The organism is Corynebacterium sp. SA-MJD20WY100, from assembly GCF_039822565.1.
GTDB classification, from domain to species: domain Bacteria; phylum Actinomycetota; class Actinomycetes; order Mycobacteriales; family Mycobacteriaceae; genus Corynebacterium; species Corynebacterium phoceense_A.
The window spans coordinates 75,747-95,756 of the sequence record NZ_JBCJKS010000007.1 but is presented as its reverse complement, the minus strand read 5'-3'; the positions used below and the strand labels follow the sequence as shown (position 1 = coordinate 95,756).

General features: G+C 63.4%; 21 protein-coding genes and 1 tRNA gene. 17 read left to right on the top strand and 5 right to left on the bottom strand.

Annotated elements, in window-relative coordinates:
• Positions 1–361: 361 nt before the first annotated feature.
• The 8 genes from clpS (at position 362) to rdgB (ending at position 5,983) form a co-directional block, all read left to right on the top strand.
• Positions 362–685: an ATP-dependent Clp protease adapter ClpS gene (gene clpS, locus ABJ196_RS05710; protein WP_066491494.1), complete on the top strand. Its 324-nt coding sequence runs from the start codon at positions 362–364 to the stop codon at positions 683–685.
• 19 nt (positions 686–704) lie between these two features.
• Positions 705–1,241 carry a DUF2017 domain-containing protein gene (locus ABJ196_RS05705; protein WP_066491496.1) on the top strand — a complete coding sequence of 179 codons (537 nt, stop codon included), beginning with the start codon at positions 705–707 and terminating at the stop codon, positions 1,239–1,241.
• Between the two features lie 12 nt (positions 1,242–1,253).
• Positions 1,254–2,258 (top strand): P1 family peptidase, encoded by a 1,005-nt coding sequence (locus tag ABJ196_RS05700; RefSeq protein WP_347305595.1) that lies wholly within the window; start codon positions 1,254–1,256, stop codon positions 2,256–2,258.
• 31 nt (positions 2,259–2,289) lie between these two features.
• Positions 2,290–2,976 carry a rhomboid family intramembrane serine protease gene (locus tag ABJ196_RS05695; protein WP_347305594.1) on the top strand — a complete coding sequence of 229 codons (687 nt, stop codon included), beginning with the start codon at positions 2,290–2,292 and terminating at the stop codon, positions 2,974–2,976.
• A complete protein-coding gene (murI, locus tag ABJ196_RS05690; protein ID WP_347305593.1) occupies positions 2,973–3,779 on the top strand; it encodes a glutamate racemase in 807 nt (268 codons plus the stop codon). The genes ABJ196_RS05695 and murI overlap by 4 nt, the downstream gene beginning before the upstream one ends.
• A gap of 68 nt (positions 3,780–3,847) precedes the next feature.
• On the top strand, positions 3,848–4,615 hold the full coding sequence (locus ABJ196_RS05685) for an MBL fold metallo-hydrolase (RefSeq protein ID WP_347305592.1): 768 nt from the start codon (positions 3,848–3,850) through the stop codon (positions 4,613–4,615).
• Positions 4,616–4,628: 13 nt separating this feature from the next.
• Positions 4,629–5,360: a ribonuclease PH gene (rph, locus tag ABJ196_RS05680; protein WP_303938159.1), complete on the top strand. Its 732-nt coding sequence runs from the start codon at positions 4,629–4,631 to the stop codon at positions 5,358–5,360.
• 14 nt (positions 5,361–5,374) lie between these two features.
• Positions 5,375–5,983, top strand: a complete 609-nt coding sequence (gene rdgB / locus ABJ196_RS05675) for an RdgB/HAM1 family non-canonical purine NTP pyrophosphatase (RefSeq protein WP_303938157.1) — start codon at positions 5,375–5,377, stop codon at positions 5,981–5,983.
• A gap of 44 nt (positions 5,984–6,027) precedes the next feature.
• Here rdgB and ABJ196_RS05670 read toward each other — a convergent pair whose 3' ends face one another.
• Complete coding sequence (locus ABJ196_RS05670) at positions 6,028–6,381, bottom strand: DUF3817 domain-containing protein (protein WP_257036264.1); 354 nt, start codon at positions 6,379–6,381, stop codon at positions 6,028–6,030.
• On the bottom strand, positions 6,374–6,811 hold the full coding sequence (locus ABJ196_RS05665) for a hypothetical protein (RefSeq protein WP_347305591.1): 438 nt from the start codon (positions 6,809–6,811) through the stop codon (positions 6,374–6,376). Before ABJ196_RS05665 ends, ABJ196_RS05670 begins: the two co-directional genes overlap by 8 nt.
• An 89-nt stretch (positions 6,812–6,900) precedes the next feature.
• Here ABJ196_RS05665 and ABJ196_RS05660 point away from each other — a divergent pair.
• Positions 6,901–6,982 (top strand) — tRNA-Leu (locus ABJ196_RS05660).
• Between the two features lie 154 nt (positions 6,983–7,136).
• Here the strand turns inward: ABJ196_RS05660 and ABJ196_RS05655 are convergent.
• A complete protein-coding gene (locus ABJ196_RS05655; protein WP_347305619.1) occupies positions 7,137–9,038 on the bottom strand; it encodes a solute carrier family 23 protein in 1,902 nt (633 codons plus the stop codon).
• Between the two features lie 358 nt (positions 9,039–9,396).
• On the opposite strand from ABJ196_RS05655, the gene pflB reads away from it, so the two are divergent.
• The 5 genes from pflB to ABJ196_RS05630 all read left to right on the top strand — a co-directional run bounded on the left by pflB (position 9,397) and on the right by ABJ196_RS05630 (position 15,275).
• Positions 9,397–11,490: a formate C-acetyltransferase gene (gene pflB / locus ABJ196_RS05650; protein ID WP_066491537.1), complete on the top strand. Its 2,094-nt coding sequence runs from the start codon at positions 9,397–9,399 to the stop codon at positions 11,488–11,490.
• 12 nt (positions 11,491–11,502) lie between these two features.
• Positions 11,503–11,820 carry an autonomous glycyl radical cofactor GrcA2 gene (grcA2, locus tag ABJ196_RS05645; RefSeq protein ID WP_347305618.1) on the top strand — a complete coding sequence of 106 codons (318 nt, stop codon included), beginning with the start codon at positions 11,503–11,505 and terminating at the stop codon, positions 11,818–11,820.
• An 82-nt stretch (positions 11,821–11,902) separates the two neighbouring features.
• Complete coding sequence (gene pflA, locus ABJ196_RS05640) at positions 11,903–12,772, top strand: pyruvate formate-lyase-activating protein (protein ID WP_347305590.1); 870 nt, start codon at positions 11,903–11,905, stop codon at positions 12,770–12,772.
• Positions 12,773–12,782: 10 nt separating this feature from the next.
• On the top strand, positions 12,783–14,030 hold the full coding sequence (locus ABJ196_RS05635; protein ID WP_347305589.1) for an alpha/beta fold hydrolase: 1,248 nt from the start codon (positions 12,783–12,785) through the stop codon (positions 14,028–14,030).
• A 183-nt stretch (positions 14,031–14,213) separates the two neighbouring features.
• Positions 14,214–15,275, top strand: a complete 1,062-nt coding sequence (locus tag ABJ196_RS05630) for an SPFH domain-containing protein (RefSeq protein WP_347305588.1) — start codon at positions 14,214–14,216, stop codon at positions 15,273–15,275.
• A 389-nt stretch (positions 15,276–15,664) separates the two neighbouring features.
• Here the strand turns inward: ABJ196_RS05630 and ABJ196_RS05625 are convergent, their stop codons facing one another.
• A complete protein-coding gene (locus tag ABJ196_RS05625; protein WP_347305617.1) occupies positions 15,665–16,336 on the bottom strand; it encodes an HNH endonuclease family protein in 672 nt (223 codons plus the stop codon).
• Positions 16,337–16,418: 82 nt separating this feature from the next.
• Between ABJ196_RS05625 and ABJ196_RS05620 the strand changes: the two genes are divergently transcribed.
• Positions 16,419–16,565 carry a hypothetical protein gene (locus ABJ196_RS05620; protein ID WP_181734592.1) on the top strand — a complete coding sequence of 49 codons (147 nt, stop codon included), beginning with the start codon at positions 16,419–16,421 and terminating at the stop codon, positions 16,563–16,565.
• Here the strand turns inward: ABJ196_RS05620 and ABJ196_RS05615 are convergent.
• Complete coding sequence (locus ABJ196_RS05615; RefSeq protein WP_347305587.1) at positions 16,519–17,934, bottom strand: oligopeptide:H+ symporter; 1,416 nt, start codon at positions 17,932–17,934, stop codon at positions 16,519–16,521. The two genes, ABJ196_RS05620 and ABJ196_RS05615, sit on opposite strands and share 47 nt — an antisense overlap.
• Positions 17,935–17,979: 45 nt before the next feature.
• On the opposite strand from ABJ196_RS05615, the gene ABJ196_RS05610 reads away from it, so the two are divergent.
• Together ABJ196_RS05610 and bioD are read left to right on the top strand one after the other, a co-directional pair.
• Positions 17,980–19,251: an adenosylmethionine--8-amino-7-oxononanoate transaminase gene (locus ABJ196_RS05610; RefSeq protein WP_347305586.1), complete on the top strand. Its 1,272-nt coding sequence runs from the start codon at positions 17,980–17,982 to the stop codon at positions 19,249–19,251.
• 8 nt (positions 19,252–19,259) lie between these two features.
• On the top strand, positions 19,260–19,940 hold the full coding sequence (bioD, locus tag ABJ196_RS05605; RefSeq protein ID WP_347305585.1) for a dethiobiotin synthase: 681 nt from the start codon (positions 19,260–19,262) through the stop codon (positions 19,938–19,940).
• Positions 19,941–20,010 lie beyond the last annotated feature (70 nt).

Sequence of the window (20,010 nt, the reverse complement as noted above, 5' to 3'; positions counted from 1 at the left end):
GGGGTTGGGCAGCATCTCACGTCGTCCATCGGTGGAATCACCCGCCGGGGTCGAGGAGCCGTCCTTCGCGGCACCGACGAAGATGAAGAGAGTGCCAATGAGGGCTGCGACCGTCCACGCAGTTGTGACCAGATTGACCAGACTCTACAGACTCAGATTGCCGTTGCGAAGCTCGGCACAGAGCTGGGGGACGTTGATGGGTTCGTTCACAGAGGGAGGGGAGAGAATGCAGCTCTCGAAATAGGAAATAAACAGTTTCTGAGATTAATTTACGCCCTTGGCAAGGCAATTGCGCTCTTTCTCACGCGCCGGTGGGGCGGACTGTGGTCGAAAGAGGGACAGATTGATTAGGCTAAGTACCATGAATCTCTCCCTTAACCCGACCCTCGGTTCGCCGATGGCCACCCCGGAGCTGGATGAAGACATTCAGATTGATGTCGCCACGAGCGAAAACCTACCGTGGATGTGCATCGTGTGGGACGACCCGGTCAACCTCATGTCCTATGTCTCCTATGTCTTCCAGACCGTGCTGGGTTATGACAAGAAGCGCGCGAACGAGCTCATGATGCAGGTCCATACCGAAGGCAAGGCCGCAGTGAGCACGGGCGAGCGCGACAAGATTGAGGCCGACGTAAAGAAGCTGCAGATTGCTGGTCTGTGGGCCACCATGCAGCAGGCCGGCTAAAGCAGACAGGACTGAATACATGCAGGCATGGAAGAAGAAAAAGTCGCTCATGCGTCCGGCGCGGTACGTCACGCGCTTTGAACCCATCGAGCGCGAGGTCATAGGCGATCTCACGGCGACGGTTTCCGAGGCGATCATCAAGCGCGCCCAGTCCGCGCCCAAGGACGACTTGGCGGAGATGATGGGCATTGCCTCCGGCCATAAGGAGGCCCCGGAGGATCCGTCGCTCGCGCGTCTCTTCCCGGACTTTGAGAAGGAAGGAGACGAGGAATTCGAAGGCGATAATGCGCTGCTGCGATCACTCCACGAAAACGACATCGCGCGCGCAAAGCTACAGAACCTCCAGGTCATCAACGAGGCACTCGGCCCCACCGGCGGCGTCGAGGTCTCCATCGAAGAATCCGAGGCCCCCGCGTTTGTCGCAGGCCTGAACGACCTGCGCCTCTACGTTGCCGCGGGCGATATGCGCGGCGAGGGAGCCCTTGCGGATCAGGAAGCCATCATCGAGTGGCTCGCCTTTGCGCAGGACTCGCTGCTCCAGGCCATGATGAACTAGGCGGTCGGGCTCATGGTTTCCATCGGCCACGCCACGCTCGGAGACACGGGCGTCACCGTCCTCTACGCCGGCCCGCAGGGCGCCGTCGCGTCCGTCGATGTCCGCGGCGGCGGTCCCGGCACCCGTGAGACAGATCTTCTCGAGCCGCATAATACGGTAGAGCGCGTCCACGCCATTGTTCTCTCCGGTGGGTCCGCCTTTGGCCTCGCTGCGGCGGACGGCGCCATGCGCGAGCTCGCCACGCACGATATTGGCTTCCCTGTATTCGGCGAGGACCGCCCTGGCCCGCGTGTGCCCATCATCCCTGCGGCCGTCATCTTCGACCTCATCGTCGGCGAGGTCCACTATCCCACCGCCTCCGATGGCGCCGCCGCCCTGCGTGCCGCGCTTTCCGATGCCGCCTTCGCACCACTGCTGGAGGTTTCCGGCACCGTCGGCGCCGGGACGGGCGCCACGGCTGGCCGCCTGCGCGGCGGCTTTGGCAGCGCGAGCGTCACCGCACATGCGCCGTCTCACAACTATCAGGTCACCGCTTATATGGTCGCGAACCCGGCGGGTGAGGTCGTCGACGCCGAGACCGGAGAGCTCTTCGGCGCCCGCGCTTACGAGCGCGCGACGGGGGAGAGCCTCGAGGCGCTCGACCCGGAGGCCTACGCCGCGGTGCCGGACCCCAAGCAGTCGAAGCTCAACACGACCATTGGCGTGGTCGTCACCGACGCCCCAGTGACCAAGGCCCAAGCCAAGCGCTTGGCGCTTACAGCGCACGACGGCATCGCCCGAGCCGTGCGTCCGGCGCACTCGCCGCTCGATGGCGACACCATCTTCGCCCTCTCTGCTCCCCCTGCCGACGCGACAGCGGCGGCACCGACAGCGGCGGCAGGCGTGGACACGCCGACCATGATGGCGCTCGGCGCTGCGGCAGCTGACGCGGTCGAGGCCGCCATCGTCGACGCCGTCGTGCATGCCGCGCCGGGATTTGGGCTTGCGACGTACGCGACGCTGCCGAAACGCGCCTGATGTCGCCCGCCGCGCTAAAGTAGGTCGCATTATGACTTATGGCGGAATGCAGAATTACCAGTACCGGCCCGGCGGCGCGCCCGCCCCGCGCCGGAATTCTGGTGATTCGAAGAATTACACGGGCAGCGGACGCATCCGTGCAGGCCTGACGTTTGCTATTGGCTACCTCGTCATCGAGTGGGGCGTGCACATCATCAACGCCTTCATCTTCGGCGGAAACCTGGGCTACTTCGGCATCCGCCCGCTCGACTTTTCCGGTATCTGGGGCATCTTCTTCGCGCCCTTCCTTCACGCCAACTTCGAGCACCTCATGGGTAATTCCATTCCGGGCGCCATCTTCTGTTTCATCGTGGGCTTGTCCGGACGCCGCGCGTTCTGGGAGGTTTCCGCTATCGTTCTGCTCGTCGCTGGCGTGGGTACGTGGCTCTTTGGCGGGCCGGGTACCTTGCACATTGGCGCCTCAGGCATGGTCTATGGTTGGCTCGCGTACCTCATCGTGCGCGGTGTGTTTAACCGTTCGCTCGTGCAGTTCTTCACCGGCGTTGTGTTGGCCTTCGCCTACTCCGGTCTTATCTGGGGCGTGCTGCCTGTCTACGAGGGCGTGAGCTGGCAGGGCCACCTCTTCGGCGCCATCGGCGGCATTCTCGCCGGCATGACCATTACCTCCGATGATCCGGTCAGGGCTCTGTCTGGTTCGCGAAAGCAGGAACTGCGTTGAGTTCTCCTGCTGCAGACGCTCCCATCGGCGTCTTTGATTCTGGTTTGGGTGGGCTCACCGTGGCCCGCACGATCATGGACCAGCTGCCTCACGAGTCCATCCACTACATCGGCGATACTCTTCACGGTCCGTACGGCCCACGCCCCATTGCCGAGGTGCGCCAGTTCTCTCAGAACATCGCGGACGAGCTCGTGGAGCGCGGCTGCAAGATGATCGTCATTGCATGTAATACGGCAACGGCGGCGTTCCTGCACGACGCACGCGAGCGCTATGACGTACCCGTTGTCGAGGTCATCCGTCCTGCTGTACGCCGTGCGATGGCGACAACCCGCAACGGCAAGGTGGGTGTGATTGGCACGCAAGGAACCGTGAACTCTGGCGCGTACCAGGACCTCTTCGCGGTCAATCCGGGCATCCAGGCCTTCGCCACCGCGTGCCCGGACTTCGTGCCCTTCGTGGAGCGCGGCATTACCTCCGGCCGCCAGATTCTGGGCGTGGCGGAAAACTATCTCGCGCCGCTGCAGGCCGAGGGCGTCGACACGCTCGTACTCGGCTGCACGCACTACCCGTTGCTCTCCGGTGTCATCCAGCTCGCGATGGGGGACAATGTCACGCTCGTCTCCTCTGCAGAGGAAACCGCGAAGGACGTGCTCAAGGTGCTCACGGAGTCCGATATGCTGCGCGCGAACACCGAGCCACCCACCCGCGTCTTCGAGTCCACTGGTGCACCGGAGCTCTTTGATAAGCTCGCCGTGCGCTTCCTCGGCCGCGGCCCCGGTGAATTCAACCACATTCAGGGATAACCCAGAAGTTTCTCGCAATCGAGTGACGATTGCCTGACTTTTGGGTACTTTCATGCAACGATATACCCATGAAGTTGACCATTCTTGGTTGTTCCGGCTCTGTGCCCACGCCTGCTAATCCGGCGTCAGGCTACCTCGTGTCCTTCGATAACGCCCCGTCCATCGTCATGGACATGGGCCCGGGGACGCTCGCACAGCTGCAGAAACACCAGGATCCGTGTGACGCTCACGTGACCTTTAGCCACCTCCATGCTGACCACTGCATGGATTTCCCGTCGCTCATGGTCTGGCGTCGCTTCCATCCCACGGCCCCGGCCGCCGCGCGCAACCTGTGCTTGGGCCCGGCCGCCACTCCGGTGCACCTCGGCCGCCTGTCCGCAGACGTGCCGGATAAGGTCGACGATTTCTCGGATACCTTCGCTTTCGACAGCTGGCGCCAGGGCGAGCGCCAGCTCGTTGACGAGGTCTACATGACGCCGTACCGCACCATCCACCCCATCGAGACGTTCGCACTGCGCGTGGAGCACGCGAAGTCGGGCCGCGTTATCGCATACTCCGGAGACTCCGCATTTACCGAGGATCTCATTCCGGCCGCCCAGGATGCGGATATCTTCCTCTGCGAGGCGGGCTGGGGCGAAACCTCGGAGGGCATGGCGCCGAATATGCACATGTCTGGTGGCGAGGCAGGGCGTCTCGCGACACTCGCCGGTGTGCAGAAGCTTGTGCTCGTCCACCTCCAGCCGTGGGGCGACCGCGAAGCCACCGTGGCTGCGGCCCACGCCGAGTTCGATGGAGAGATCGTCGTTGGCGCTCCCGACATGGAGTTTGAGCTCTAGTACGCTAGAGCCCATGTCTGACTTCATTCGCTTCGATGGCCGCGCGCTCGATGAGCTGCGCCCTGTTCGCATCACCCGCAATTTCACGACCAACCCGGCAGGCTCCGTCCTCGTCGAGTTCGGCAACACCCGCGTCATGTGCACCGCGTCCGTCGAATTTGGCGTCCCGCGCTTTAAGAAGGACTCCGGCGAAGGCTGGCTTACTGCCGAGTACTCCATGCTGCCGTCCGCAACGCACGAGCGCATGCCGCGCGAGTCCATGAAGGGCAAGGTCAAGGGCCGCACGCATGAAATCTCCCGTCTCGTCGGCCGCTCCCTGCGCGCCGCCGTGGACCTGCGCGAGCTGGGTGAGAACACCATCCAGCTCGACTGCGACGTCCTCCAGGCCGATGGCGGCACCCGCACCGCCTCCATCACCGGCGCCTATGTCGCGCTGGCTGATGCCGTCGCACACCTCAAGGAAGCAGGCGTCGTTCCCGGCGAGCCGCTGCTCGACCCCATTGCCGCGGTCTCCGTGGGCATCATTGACGGTCGCCCGTCACTCGACCTGCCCTACGAAGAGGACTCCCGCGCCGAGGTCGACCTCAACGTCGTCATGGCCTCCTCCGGCAATTTCGTGGAGATTCAGGGCACCGGCGAGCACGGACTTTTCGGCCGCACTGAGCTGAACCAGATGCTCGATCTCGCGGAGAAGGGCTGCTACGAGCTTATCGAGGCCCAGAAGGCAGCGCTCGGCTGGAACTAGGACTGGGACTTCACATGCAGATTCTCGTCGCATCGAATAACAAGAAGAAACTGGGCGAGCTCGAGACCATCCTCGCCGAGGCTGGCATCGTCGGTGTCGAACTCCTCCCGCTGTCCGCGGTGGAGGCGTACGAGGAGCCGGTCGAGGACGGTCGCACCTTCGCCGACAACGCGCTCATCAAGGCACGCGCCGGCGTCACCCACACGGGCTTGGCCACCATTGCAGATGACTCCGGCATCGCCGTCGAAGAGCTCAACGGCATGCCGGGAGTGCTCTCCGCGCGTTGGTCCGGCACCCACGGCAACGACGAGGCGAATAACGACCTTCTGCTCGCACAGATGGCGCACGTGCCGGATGAGCGCCGCGCCGCCGCCTTCGTGTCCACGTGCGCGCTCGTCACGCCGGATGGTCAGGAATTCCTCGCCGAAGGTCGCTGGCCGGGCATGCTCCTGCGCGAGCGCCACGGCGAAAATGGCTTCGGCTACGACCCACTCTTCCAGCCGGAAGGGGAGGAGCGCTCCTCGGCCGAGATGACCCCCGCCGAAAAGAACGCTGTCTCGCACCGCCACCGCGCGCTCGAGCAGCTCGTGCCTCACATCGCGGAGCTCGCCACGTCCGCATAAAAAATCGCCGATCCCGCGTGGGGACCGGCGATTTTTTATGCTTCTTAAAGGCTGAACGCTGCGATGACTTCCTTGCGGCGCTTGGCTTCCATGAAGAAGGAGAAGAAAGGCACAACGCCGGCGAGGGCGGTGCCGAGCATCTTCGGGAAAGGCCACAGTGCCTTGGTGCCCAGGTTGAGCACGGAGAGCAGATAGCAGACGTAGACCCAGCCGTGGGCGATAGCGATCCACGTGGCCCACTCCGGGATGTCGAGCTTCAGAATGTACTGGCACACCATGCGGACAACGAGGGCGAGCAGGAAGACACCGGTGACCCAGGCGAAGACGGAGAAGATGTTCAGGGCGGTCTTCACGCGTGCCTGGCGTTCGGGGTGGTGCTGCGCGGGCTGGTTAGTCATTGCTTTCACTTTCGTTGCGGGTTGAAGGGCGCTCACGGCGCTGGACATTCAAGGCGTTAAATTCCTCGACGTCCATCTGGGGACGGGAGGGCAAAAAGTCCTCGTCGATGGCGGTCATCGTATGTTTCGGCGCTTCGCGCTCGGAGACATACTGGTAGTTCTCGTCGCCGTCGGCGGCCGCCGCGTTCTCGGCGTCGATGCGCTCGTTTTCGTACTTGAGCGCTGTGCGGTAGGCGTAGACCACGAAGACGGCGAACAGTGGCCACTGGAAGGCATAGCCCAGGTTCTGAAACGTGCCGGAGCCGGACTGGAAACGCGTCCACTGCCACCACGCGAGGAACAAGAACGTCACCACGAAGAACGCGATCAAGAGGATGTGCCACCACTTGACCTTGATCTTTTGACGTTTACGCGGTTCCTTGCTGCTCACTCGTCATAGCCTACCCACCCCGTGCCCCAATTTTCTAACCCCGCGCATTAACTCCTCGCCCAGCCCACTTGCTAAGCTTTATCCCGCACGCGCCCGTGGCGGAATTGGCAGACGCGCTAGATTTAGGTTCTAGTGTCTTAGGACGTGGGAGTTCGATTCTCCCCGGGCGCACAATAAAAGGGCCGGCCCCGTATCGAACGAGGCCGGCCCTTCGCGCGTCTGCGGCCAGCTTTGGGTTTATGGCGGTTGGTGGTGCGGTACACGCTTCGAAACGCCATAAACCCAAAGCCAGGCTCGCGGGGCGCGGATGGCGAGCTCGGCGTTGCTAGTCGATTTCCGTGAACTTGCGGTCCCACGCCGAGCGCACGGGGTTGGCGTCGGCGAGCAGCAAATCGAAGCGGTCGTTGGCGATTTCTACGATTTCGCTCAGCGCCACGCGGCGTTCCTGTTCTTCGGAGTTGGCGAGACGGCGCACGCCCGCGTCAAGGACGCGCTCGACCGTGTCGGTGGTGTCGAGATACGCCACGAAGGGCAGCCCAAAGCGCGAGCGATAGGCGGCGGAGAGCTCCTGCAACTTCTCCGACTGGACATCGTCAAGCTCGGCCAAGCCAATGGAGCCGCGGTCGGCCGTGGCGACGTCCTGCGGGCGCAGGAGGAGGTCGTCCATGGCGGGGTAATCGTGGATAAGCGCCTCGCGGCGCTTCGAAGGAGCGGTGAGCACCGCGATCTGGATGGCCGCGCGCAGCTCGTTGATGTCGGCGAAGGGGCGGGCTTCCCAGGCGGTCTCCAGCGGCCACGTCTCGTTGTTGAAGAGGGGGCGCAGGGCTGCGACGAAATCGTCGCGTTCCATGGTGTTGAGCTCGTCGAGAGAAACGCCGGTGCCCGTCGCGCGCGAGACGTCGGAGCCGGACTGGCGGCCGAGGTGGAAGAAGAGGAGATTGAGCACGATGGCCGTGAGCGCGCCGATGGACATGCCGGAGGAGACGAAGGTCTGTGCCCAGTTCGGGAAGGCGGCCGCGATATCCGGCTTGAAGGTGACGAGCATGGCCAGGCCGAGGGCAGTGGTGACGATAGCGGCGTTGCGGCCGTCAGAGAGGTCCGACTTGGCGATGGTCTGCAGGCCGACCCAGGCGACGTTGGCAAACAGCGCGAGCGAGGCGCCGCCGAGGACCGGCGAGGGGATGGCGGCGACGATGGCGCCGGCCTTGGGAAGCAAGCCGAGGAGAATCATGAAGCCTGCGGCGGCGACGGCCACCCAGCGCGACTTGACGCCAGTAAGCCGCACGAGGCCGACGTTTTGGGCGAAGCAGGTGTACGGGAAAGAGTTCATGACACCGCCGAGGACGGTGGATACGCCGTCAGCCCGGATGGCGCGCACGACGTCGTCGCGGCGAATGCGTTTCTTGACGATTTCGCCGGTGGCGAAGACGTCGCCAGTGGTCTCGACCATGGTGATAATCATGACGATGATGAGGGAGAAGATGGCGACGAGGTCGAACTTCGGAATGCCGAAGTAGAAGGGCGTGGTGATGCCAAACGCGTCGGCGGTGGCGACCTCGGCAAAGGAGGCATCGCCCAGCGCGAGGGCGACGGCAGTGCCGAGCACGAGGCCGATGAGAACAGAGAGCGTACCCAGGAAGCCGCGGAAGAAGCGCTGGACAAGGACGATGACGGCGAGGGTGCCGAAGCCGTAGAGGAGGTCGCGGGTGGCCGGCACGCCTTCCGCGTAGTTGATGAAGTCGTTGGCGGAGACCGCGAGCAGCGATGTGCCCATGACGAGGAGCACCGTGCCGGTGACGATAGACGGGAAGAAGCGCAACACCTTGCCAAAGACAGGAGCGGCGAAGAAGGTGAACAGACCCGCGACGATGATGGCGCCATAGATGGTGGGCAGGGAGGCGGTGCCGCCTTCTCCGTTTGTCGCACCCAGGCCAATGGCGATGATGGGGGAGACCGCCGTGGTGGTCACGCCTTGGATGATGGGCAGACGCACACCCACGTGCTTGCCGATGCCCGCCGATTGGATAAGGGTCGCCAGACCACAGGTGAGCAGGTCAGCGTTGATGAGGTGGATGGTCGTCGCGGTGTCGAGATTGAGCGAGCCCGCAATGAGGAGAGGAACGATGACGGCGCCGGCGTAGAACGCGAGGACGTGCTGGAGGCCGAGCGCGGCGAGCTTGGGCGCAGGAGGGACGGCATCGACAGCGTTGGTGGGACGGGAGGTCACAGTTTTCGCCGTGTCTGGGGGAGGAAGCGGAGAAGAAGTCATGCGAATAAAAGTAGCCGGTGCGCAGTGCGGAAGCCTAGTCGCGTGACGTGAGCGAAGTCTGAACATACCAATCTGAACCGCTTCAGCACCGGGGGCGATGGGGGTAATTTGCCCCCGATAGATACGGAACGGCCGTTTTATATGAATTCGCTGAGCAGTAAGCACGGAAAAACTTGTGGTATTGGTCTCTTTGTGACCCAGGACTGAGGTAGGAAACAAGCAGGTGCGCGGGTAAATTCGAGCGTGTCAGGGCACTGCCGGTTGAAGTAAAACGGCGAGCCCTTAAAAACGTCGAAACAGAAGGGAGTCACGCCTCGTGACCACCGCAACCGAGCCGCTGCAGTTTACCGCCTGGGAAGGTTTCAACCCGGGACCGTGGACCGAAGGAATCGACGTCCGCGACTTCGTGCAGCGCAACTACACTCCGTACGATGGCGACGCTTCGTTCCTCGAAGGCCCCACCGAGAAGACCATGCGTACCTTCGATTACTTGGAGAAGAACTACCTCTCCATCGAGCGCAAGAAGCGCATCTTTGATGTCGATACCCACACCGCCAGCGATATTGACGCTTTCCCGGCTGGCTACATCTGTGAAGACGACAACGTCATCGTCGGTCTGCAGACGGATACGCCGCTCAAGCGCGCCATGATGCCGTTCGGCGGCTGGCGCATGGTCGAGCAGGCCATCAAGGAAGCCGGCAAGGAATACGACCCGGCCGTGAAGGAAATCTTCACGCGCTACCGCAAGACCCACAACGACGCAGTCTTCGATATCTACACCCCGCGCATTCGTGCCGCTCGTTCCTCGCACATCATCACCGGCCTGCCGGACGCCTACGGCCGCGGCCGCATCATCGGTGACTACCGCCGCGTCGCCCTCTACGGCGTCGACTACCTCATCGAGGAAAAGCAGCGTTCCAAGGACGCCGTGGCAGACCTGGGCTTCTCTGAGCACTGGGCACGCTACCGTGAGGAGCACGCAGAGCAGATCAAGGCTCTGAAGAAGCTGAAGAAGATGGCTGAGTCCTACGGCTTCGATATCTCCGGCCCGGCTTCCACCGCTCATGAGGCTGTTCAGTGGACCTACTTCGGCTACCTGGCCTCCATTAAGTCCCAGGATGGCGCTGCCATGTCCATCGGCCGCCTGTCTGCATTCTTCGACTCCTACTTCGAGCGCGACTTCGCTCGTGGCATCCTTACCGAGTCCGAGGCCCAGGAGATCATCGACTCCCTCGTCATGAAGCTGCGCATCGTCCGTTTCCTGCGTACCGAGGATTACGACCAGATCTTCTCGGGCGACCCGTACTGGGCAACCTGGTCTGACGCCGGCTTCGGCGACGACGGCCGCCACATGGTCACCAAGACCTCCTTCCGCCTCCTGCAGACTCTGGTCAACCTGGGCCCGTCCCCAGAGCCGAACATCACCATCTTCTGGGACCCGAAGCTGCCTGAGGGCTACAAGAAGTTCTGTGCTCATATCTCGATTGAGACCTCGTCCATCCAGTACGAGTCCGACCGCCAGATTCGTGAGCAGTGGGGCGACGACGCCGCCATCGCGTGCTGCGTGTCCCCGATGCGCGTTGGTAAGCAGATGCAGTTCTTCGGCGCTCGCGTCAACGCTGCAAAGTCCCTCCTCTACGCCATCAACGGTGGCCGCGACGAGGTCACGGGCAAGCAGATCATGACCGGCTACGAGCCCATCCAAGGCGACGGCCCGCTCGACTTCGAAGAGGTCTGGGCAAAGTACGAGGACATGCTCGACTGGGTCATCGGCACCTACGTTGAGGCCCTCAACATCATCCATTACTCGCACGATAAGTACGCGTACGAAGCAGTCGAGATGGCTCTGCACGACTCGGACATCGTCCGCTCCATGGGCTGCGGCATCGCCGGTCTGTCCATCGTGGCCGACTCCCTCTCCGCCATCAAGTACGCCAAGGTCTACCCGGTCCGCGACGAGACCGGCCTGGTTGTCGACTACCGCACCGAGGGCGAGTTCCCGTTCTACGGCAACGACGATGACCGCGCGGATGACATCGCCGCCACCGTGGTCCACACCGTGATGGACAAGATTAAGGCCATCCCGATGTACCGCAACGCCATCCCGACCCAGTCCGTCCTGACCATTACCTCCAACGTGGTCTACGGCAAGGCCACCGGTTCCTTCCCGTCCGGCCACAAGGCTGGTACCCCGTTCGCGCCGGGCGCTAACCCGGAGAACGGTGCCGACTCCCACGGCATGGTCGCCTCCATGCTGTCCGTGGGCAAGCTGGACTACCAGGACGCACTGGACGGCATCTCGCTCACCAACACGATTACCCCGACCGGCCTGGGCCGCACGCCTGAGGAGCGCATCACCAACCTGGTGGGCGTCCTGGACTCCGGCTTCATTATGGACAACGCGGAGTAGTCCGAACCCCCCATCCTTGCCGCGGCCAGCTCGGCCGCGGCACCCCAACCACTCACCACATTTCAGGAGACATACACAATGGCAACCCACACCTTCGAAGAGCGCCTGGCCGACATGAAGGCACAGCGCGACGAGCACAACATGAACTCGGGTCTGTACCATGCCAACATCAACGTGCTGGACAAGTCCACCCTCGAGGATGCTGTGGAACACCCGGAGAAGTACCCGAACCTCACCGTTCGCGTCTCTGGCTACGCCGTGAACTTCGTCAAGCTCACCCGCGAGCAGCAGCTGGATGTTATCTCGCGTACCTTCCACCAGGGCAGCTAGTAACACTCACTTATCCAGTAGCGGTCGTCGGCTCCCACGGAGCCTGCGGCCGCATTGGACTATTCGCAAGGAGCATTGAGCAATGGCAGATGGCGTAACCGGCGTCGTTCACCTCGAGCCGGAAGTCGGCGAGAAAGTCCGCGGCGTCGCGGGCGGCCTCGGCTCTGATAACCACTTGGACGAAATCACGCGCCCGGAGCTTATGGAAGCCCGTCGCACCGGCGATATCGCACTCATTCACTCGTGGGAGCTCGTCACGGCCGTCGACGGCCCTGGCACGCGCATGACCATGTTCATGTCCGGCTGCCCTCTGCGCTGCCTGTATTGCCACAACCCCGACACCATGGAGATGAAGACTGGCGCTCTGGAGACCATCGAAGACGTGGTCAAGCGAATCAAGCGCTACAAGCCCATATTCAACGCCTCCGGCGGCGGACTGACCATCTCCGGCGGCGAGCCGCTGTTCCAGATTGCCTTTACCCGCCGCGTGCTCAAGGAAGTACATGACGCTGGCATTCACACCGCGATCGATACCTCCGGCTTCTTCGGCGCGCGCCTGCGCGACGAGGATATCGACAATATCGATCTCTTCCTCCTCGACGTGAAGTCGGGTGACGAGGAGACCTACAAGAAGGTCACCGCTCGCGAGCTGCAGCCCACCATCGACTTCGGTGACAAGCTGCACCGCATGGGCAAGAAGGTGTGGATCCGCTTCGTCGTCGTGCCGGGTCTGACTGACTCCCCGGAAAACGTCGCCAACGTCGCGAATATCGTGGCCCGCTGGAAGGGCAACGTCGAGCGCGTCGAGGTCCTCCCGTTCCACAACATGGGCAAGGATAAGTGGCACGAGCTGGGCATGGACTACAAGCTCGAGGACGTTAAGCCGCCCGCAGTCGACGAGATGGAGAAGATCCGCGACGTCTTCCGCGAGAAGGGTTTCACGGTCTACTAGCCTGGAGCGCATGAAGCGCTTTGGTCACGAATTCAAAGAACATCACGTCACGGTCCCGTGGGATTACTCCAATCCCGAGAGCGGGACCTTGGACGTTTTCGCCCGCGAGATCATCCCGCCTGGCGGCGAGAATTATCCCGCGCTCGTCTACATGCAGGGCGGCCCAGGCTTTCCGGCCGAGCGCCCCGCCGCCGGTCTCGGCGGGCTGCTTAAGGCGGGGCTCACGCGCTACCGCTGGATTTTGTTCGACCAGCGTGGCACCGGCCGCTCGCATCGCATTGACGAGCTTTCCGATGCCGCCGACTTCAACAAGCTTCATCTCCTGCGCCAAGACAACATCGTGCGCGACGCCGAGCGCGTCCGCGAGCACCTGGGCTTGAAGAAGTGGTCGCTCTACGGCCAGTCCTTCGGCGGTTTTATCATCACCGCCTACCTGTCCATGTTCCCCGAATCCGTTGAGCGCGCCTTCCTCACCGGAGGCCTGCCCACCACGCGCTTGGGCGCCGACGACCTGTACCGCGCGACGTATACGAAGCTGCGTGCCCGCGAGAGCCAGTTCTTCCGCGAAATTCCTTGGGCGCAGCAGCGTATCGAGGAGATTATCGACCATCTCGACAACCACGAGGAGACTGTGCCCACGGGCGAGCGTCTGTCCTCCCGTCGCTTCCGCACCATCGGCATTGAGCTCGGCCGAGGCGCCGGCTTCGATACGCTCGCGTTCCTCCTCGAGGAGCCTTTCCGCACGGTGCGTGGGGAAAAGCGCCTGCGCTCGGATTTCCTGCAGGACGTCGGCCAGCGCGTGTCCTTTCAAGGCGGCCCGCTCTATGCAGCTATTCACGAGTCCATCTACGGCGGCGTCGTCGGCTCCACGCCCACGAACTGGGCGGCGCACCGCGTCCGCGAGGAATTCGACGAGTTCGCCGAAGACGGAACGTGGCTCACCGGCGAGCACATTTACCCCTGGCAGTTCGACGAGGATCCTGCGCTACGCCCGCTCAAGGCTGCTGCAGAACAGCTTGCTCAGCACCCGTGGGAGTCCAGCCCCTACGACCCGGAGGTCCTCAAGGACGCGCCCGCCATTGCTGCGGCGGCCGTCTACCTCGACGACATTTTCGTGCCCTTCGAGGAATCGATGCACACCGCACGCCTCTACCGCGACCTGCGCCCGCACGTGACGAATAAGTACCAGCACAACGGCATCCGCGTGGACGGCGAGGCCATCTTCACCGAGCTCCTGCGGCTGGCGGACGACCACTAAAGACGCGCATTTTTATCGACTGCATCCTATAAAACTGCGAGTTTATCGACCGTAGCCGATAAAACTGCGAGCCGGATGCCGCAGAATCTTCACTGAGTTGTTACGTCTTTCGGACGAGCATGAGGCCCGTAGTTATGGCACCCTATGTAGTGATAACCCCTCTCACTACGAAGGAGCTCTTTCATGTTCGGTGCCATTGTCGGTGTGATCTTTGCTCTGATCATCATCGCCACCATTCTCGACGGCTTCGTGGTCGTGCGCACGCGCGAAGCCGCCATCATTGAGCGCCTGGGTAAATTCCAGCGCGTCGCCCACGCGGGTCTCAATCTCAAGATTCCTTACATCGACCGCGTCCGCGACAAGATCAACTTGAAGGTCCGCCAGCTTGATGTCATGGTGGAGACCAAGACGCAAGACAACGTCTTCGTCCAGATCCCCGTCGCCGTCCAGTACCAGGTCGTCGAGGGCCGCGAGCGCGAGGCGTACTACATGCTCTCCAACCACGAGCAGCAGATCATCGCCTACGTCCAGGACAACGTCCGTTCCTCCGTCGCGAACATGGGGCTCGACGAGTCCTTCTCGTCCAAGGACACCATTGCCCGCAATGTCGCGGTCTCCCTGCGCGATAACATGGCGGCCTACGGCTGGAACTTCGTTAACACCCTGGTCACCGATATCCGCCCGGACTCCCGCGTCCGTGAGTCCATGAACTCCATCAACGCCGCGCAGCGCGAGCGCGAGGCCGCCATCGCCCAGGCAGAAGCCGAGAAGATTCGCGTCGTCAAGGAAGCCGAGGGTGCCGCCGAGGCCCGCAAGCTCCAGGGCCGCGGTGTCGCAGAGCAGCGCAAGGAGATCGTCGAAGGTATTGCTGCCCAGTACGAGCTGCTGCGTGCCGCCGGCGTCGAGGAGAACCCAGAGACCCTTATGCTCGTCTCGCAGTACCTCGACGCGATGGTCGACGTTGCGGACCGCTCCCACACGAACGTCCTGTATATGCCGTCCAACCCGGGCGGTATGACGGAGCTTTTCAGCGGCATGCGCGACGTCCTGCTCTCCACCAATGCGCTCACCCAGGCCGAGCAGGCTGCCGATGCCCCCACCCCCTCGCCGCGCCCCAAGCGCTCGGCGAAGCCCCAGGCACCGTCCCAGCCGCAGACCGCGAGCGAGGTCTACGGTGCCCAGTCCGGCTCTGAGCTCGAGGGCCCCTACGCTGAAATTAAGCGCCAGATCGAGGGCAACATGTAGCTCTGAGGGCTTCTCCGGTGCGATGAGGCACCGCATCATTCCTCCATCCCCGCGTCCGACTCGCTTGGGCGCGGTGGGTGGATTTTTTGTGCGGCTGTGCGGGCGCGGTGGGCGTTGTGCCGCGGCATTCTTCGAGAGCGCGCAGCTGGTGCCCCTCGGCATCGAAGTTGGCAGGGTCGAGCCACTGTTCGAATCCGGCGCGAATCGCGGGCCATTCGGAGTCGATGATGGAAAACCAGGCGGTGTCGCGAGAGCGTCCCTTGTAGACCTGTGCATTGCGGAAGATGCCCTCGAAGGGGAAACCGAGGCGTCCGGTGAGCGCCGACATCGTGGGGCGCTCGCGGGGCCTCTAACGGGGGAGCGCAGGGCCGATGCTCATGGACGAAAGCTTAAGCGCAGCGTGCGAGTTGGCGGGCGAGCGCGTCGCGTTCGGCCTGCGTGACCCATAATCCGTAGGTGGACTTCACGTCGATGATGCGCTGTGCGTAGTCGCAGCGGAACGCCTTATTGGGCGGCAACCACGTTGCGGCGTCGCCCGCGCCCTTCTGCTGGTTGAGGCGTCCGTTCACGGCGAGCAGGTTGCGCGGGTCGTTGGCGAAGTTGCGGCGCTGCTCTGGCGTCCAGGTCTGCGCGCCTTTCTGCCAAGCATCCGCGAGCGGGACGACGTGGTCGATCTGTACTGCCGAGGATGTGGACTTTCCGCGTTGGAATGCGATGTCCGTGCCCGAGTACGGGTCGTGCAATGTGCCGGAGAGCACCACGCACCCGTGCGTATTGTCTTTAATGACAACATTTGTGAGGTCGCGGCGCAGGATGTCGTTGCGGGTATCGCAGCCGTTATGGCCGAACTCGACGGTGACATCGTCCGACCAGCGCTGACCGAACTGCTCGCGTTCGTAGCCGGTCTTCGGCGCGCGACCCTTGACGGTCAGTGCGTCGAGACTGGCGAGTTCGACGGTGGTGTCGGTGGCGGCGTTGGTGTCTTTGGTCTCGGCGGCAGAACCAGAGCTAGAGCCGGGCAGCTCCGGCGTGGGCGCGTGATAGAACTGCGTCACCGCAATGAGAACGGCGGTGAGCGCAGCGACAACGTAGGGGGACTTGGACATGACCCAGATATCCTAACGCGCGGTAGGATCACGAGCCATGAGCATCGATAAGTTATTCGACGACTACCTCGCGGAGCAGGGCCTTGAGCGCCGAGTCGAAGAGGGCTTGGACTACGACGTGCCGGTCGACGAGGCGCTTAGCCGCGTGCGCGAGGGGCTAGCGCCACGGCCAGACCAAGAATGACGGGTACGGCGCCCACGGCCACGATGTACGCCGTCTCCTGGTCGAGCGAATAGAACGTGGAGATCGTTCCGGTAAGAGCGGTGCCGATGGCCATCGTGAGGAAGTAGAGGGCTGAGAAGCGCGTCGCGAAGGCGCGCGGGGCGTGCGCCGCTGAGGCTGCCATGCCTACCGGTCCGATGAGCATCTCGCCCAGGCTCAGCGTGGCGATGCACCCGGCGAGTGCGATAAACGGCGCGGTGCCGCCGCCCGAGTAGGGCAGCAGCAGGAACATTCCGGCGCCGGCGAGCGCAAGCCCGCCGCCCATGAGCACGCGACGGGCGGGCATGCGGTAGCGCGCCATGATGGCCGCAATGGGCAGCGTGAAGACCAAAATGTAGAACGGGTTGAGCGACTGCGTCCATGCGGCCGGGATCTCAAAGGAACCGATGGTGCGGTCGAGACGCTCGCGCGAATAGACAGCGAGCACGCCGTAGATCTGCGACTGCAGTGCCCAGTAGACCGTGGAGCACGCGAAGAGCGGAATGAAGGCAAGGACGCGGCGGCGCTCGGGTGCGTCAACCTGCGGGGAGCGCAGCATCTGCATGAAAAGCGCGAGTGCTGTGCCCGCCGTGAGAATGAGCAACGTGAGTGCCAAGCGCGAGGGAGGTAGGAGCGCGATGGCACCGAGGACAAGGGCTGCGACAGCAGCGATAGCCAGCACTGCGCGGCGCGGCGCGATGGGCGAGGTGGGGGCGAGGATGAAGGGGGCATCGGCAAGCGAGGCAAGCGCGCGGCGGCGCAGGGAGAGATAAAAGACGCAGCCGATTGCCATGAGTCCGGCCGCCGCGGCAAAACCTGCGTGGTATCCGTGGTACTCGGCGAGCCAGCCGGTGAGCAGGGGGCCTAGGAGCGCGCCGACGTTGATGCCGAGATAGAAGATCTGGAATGCGCCATCGCGCTTGCCTGCCTCAGGCGGGAACGCGGCGCCGAGGATAGTAATCGCTGCGGTTTTGAGCAGACCCGAGCCCAGCGCGAGGGGGACAAGCCCCGCGATGAGTCCGGCGTAACCGGGCACGAGGGAGAGCGAAAGATGCCCGGCCATGAGGAGGGCTGCGCCGGTAAGCAGGGTTTTCTCCGCGCCGAGGAGGCGGTCTGCTACCCAGCCGCCGGCGTAGGTGCACAGGTAGAGCGCGGAACCGTAGGCACCGACGAGCGCGGTGGCCTGCGCTTGATCCATGCCCAGGCCGCCCTCGGCGGCGGTGGAATAGAGGTAGTAGGCGAGCAGTGCCTGCATGCCGTAGAAACTGAAACGTTCCCAGGCTTCCACACCGGCGATGGCTGGCAAAGTAAGCGGAATACGCGTTCTTGAACGCCGTTCAATTATGGTCATGGATATTGAGTATGCACCATTCGGGCGTGTGGTAGACCTATTTTTATGAAAAACTTGAACAGTGTTCAATTTGTCCTTGACGTGGACTCTAAACATATGTGGCACCCCTACGCCGCGCCTGGTGCGCCGGCTCTGCCCGTCGCGCGCACCGAAGGCGTGTACCTGGAACTCATGAATGGGCGGCGGCTCATCGATGCCATGAGCTCGTGGTGGGCCGCGGCCCACGGGCATTCGCATCCGCGGCTCGTTGCGGCGGCGAAAGGCCAGATTGACCGGATGAGCCACGTCATGTTCGGAGGGCTCACGCACGAACCTGCGGCACGGTTGACGGAGGACCTCATGACGCTCACGCGCGGGGACTTCGCGCAGGTCTTCTACTCGGACTCCGGCTCGGTGGGCGTGGAGGTCGCGCTCAAGATGGCGCTGCAATATGCGCGCGGCACGGGACATCCGGAGCGCACACAGTTCTTGACATGGCGCTCGGGCTACCACGGCGACACCTTCGGCGCGATGAGTGTGTGCGACCCGGAAGGTGGCATGCATGCGATGTGGGAGGGCATCCTCGCCCGTCAGATCTTTGCGCCGGCGCCGCCCGTGCGGGGTGCCTCGGCCGAGGAGCGCGCCGCGTACCTGCGGGAGTTCGAGTCCTTTATTGATGGGTCGATCGCGGCCGTCATTATCGAGCCCGTCGTGCAGGGTGCGGGCGGCATGCGCTTCCACGACCACGAGCTCGTCGCGGGAGTGAGGGAAATCTGCGACCGGCGGGGGATTGTGCTCATCGCCGATGAAATCGCCACCGGTTTCGGGCGCGCTGGTGACCTTTTTACCACCCAAACGGCCGGTATCGTGCCCGATATCTTATGCCTGGGCAAGGCGCTCACAGGCGGGTTCATGACGCTTGCAGCGACGCTGGCCACCGCGAAGGTGGCTGAGGGCATGGCGCCGCGCGCGCTCATGCATGGGCCGACGTTTATGGCGAATCCGCTCGCGTGTGCTGTGGCGGCCGAAGCGACGCAGATGATCCTCGACGGGGACTGGCGCACGCAGGCTCCCGCCGTAGAGGAGGGGCTGCGCCGTGGGTTGCACAATGCGTGGGAGATCCCCGGCATCGCGGACGTGCGGGTGCTCGGCGCCATCGGAGTGATTGAGATGGACCGCGACGTCGACATGACACGCGCGACTGCGGCCACGGTGAACGAAGGTGTGTGGCTGCGCCCCTTTGGCCGGCTCATCTACGCCATGCCGCCATTTATCGCGACGTCCGAAGAAGTCCAGGCCATCTGCCGCGGCATGTGTGCCGCGGCGCGGAACTACTAGGAGAAGACATGATTATCTGCGTAACCGGCACGAATACGGACGTCGGGAAAACCATCGCCACGGCGGCGTTGGCGAGTGTTGCGGCGGGCGACGGCGTTGACGTCGTCGTGGCCAAGCCCATCCAGACCGGCGAGCCCGACGGACAGGGGGATGCGAACACCGTTGCCCGGCTCACGGGGCTCGAGACCAAGGAGTTCGTGCGCTACCCCGAGCCGCTCGCGCCGAACCTCTCCGCGCGCCGGGCGGGCATGGCCGAGCCGGACCGGGCGGAGCTCGCTGCCTGGATTCAGGGGCTCGATGCGCCGGGTCGTCTCGTCCTCGTCGAGGGCGCTGGCGGTCTGCTCGTGCGCCTGGGCGATGAGCTCACCCTTGCCGATATCGCGGCTGACCTGGGCGCGCCGCTCGTCGTCGTGACGTCGATGGGGTTGGGCAGCCTCAATGCGGCGGAGCTTACCGTCGAGGCGGCCCGCCGCCGCGGACTATCGGTGAAAGGCCTGGTGGGCGGCTCGCTGCCGGAGGAGCTGGACCTCGCCACGCGCTTGAATCTTGAGGAGATGGAGCAGGTGACGGGGGAGGAGTTCTGGGGTGCGTTGCCTGGGGGCATCGGAAAGCTGGGGAAGGGGGAATTCGCGGCGGTGGCGCGGGAGGTCTTTCCGCATGTCACCCAAAAGATGATGGATCCCTCATGATTTTGTGGCATGCTTAGTCATTGACTTTGTATCACTGACAAAACTGATCGCAGGACAAGAGGAGCACTTT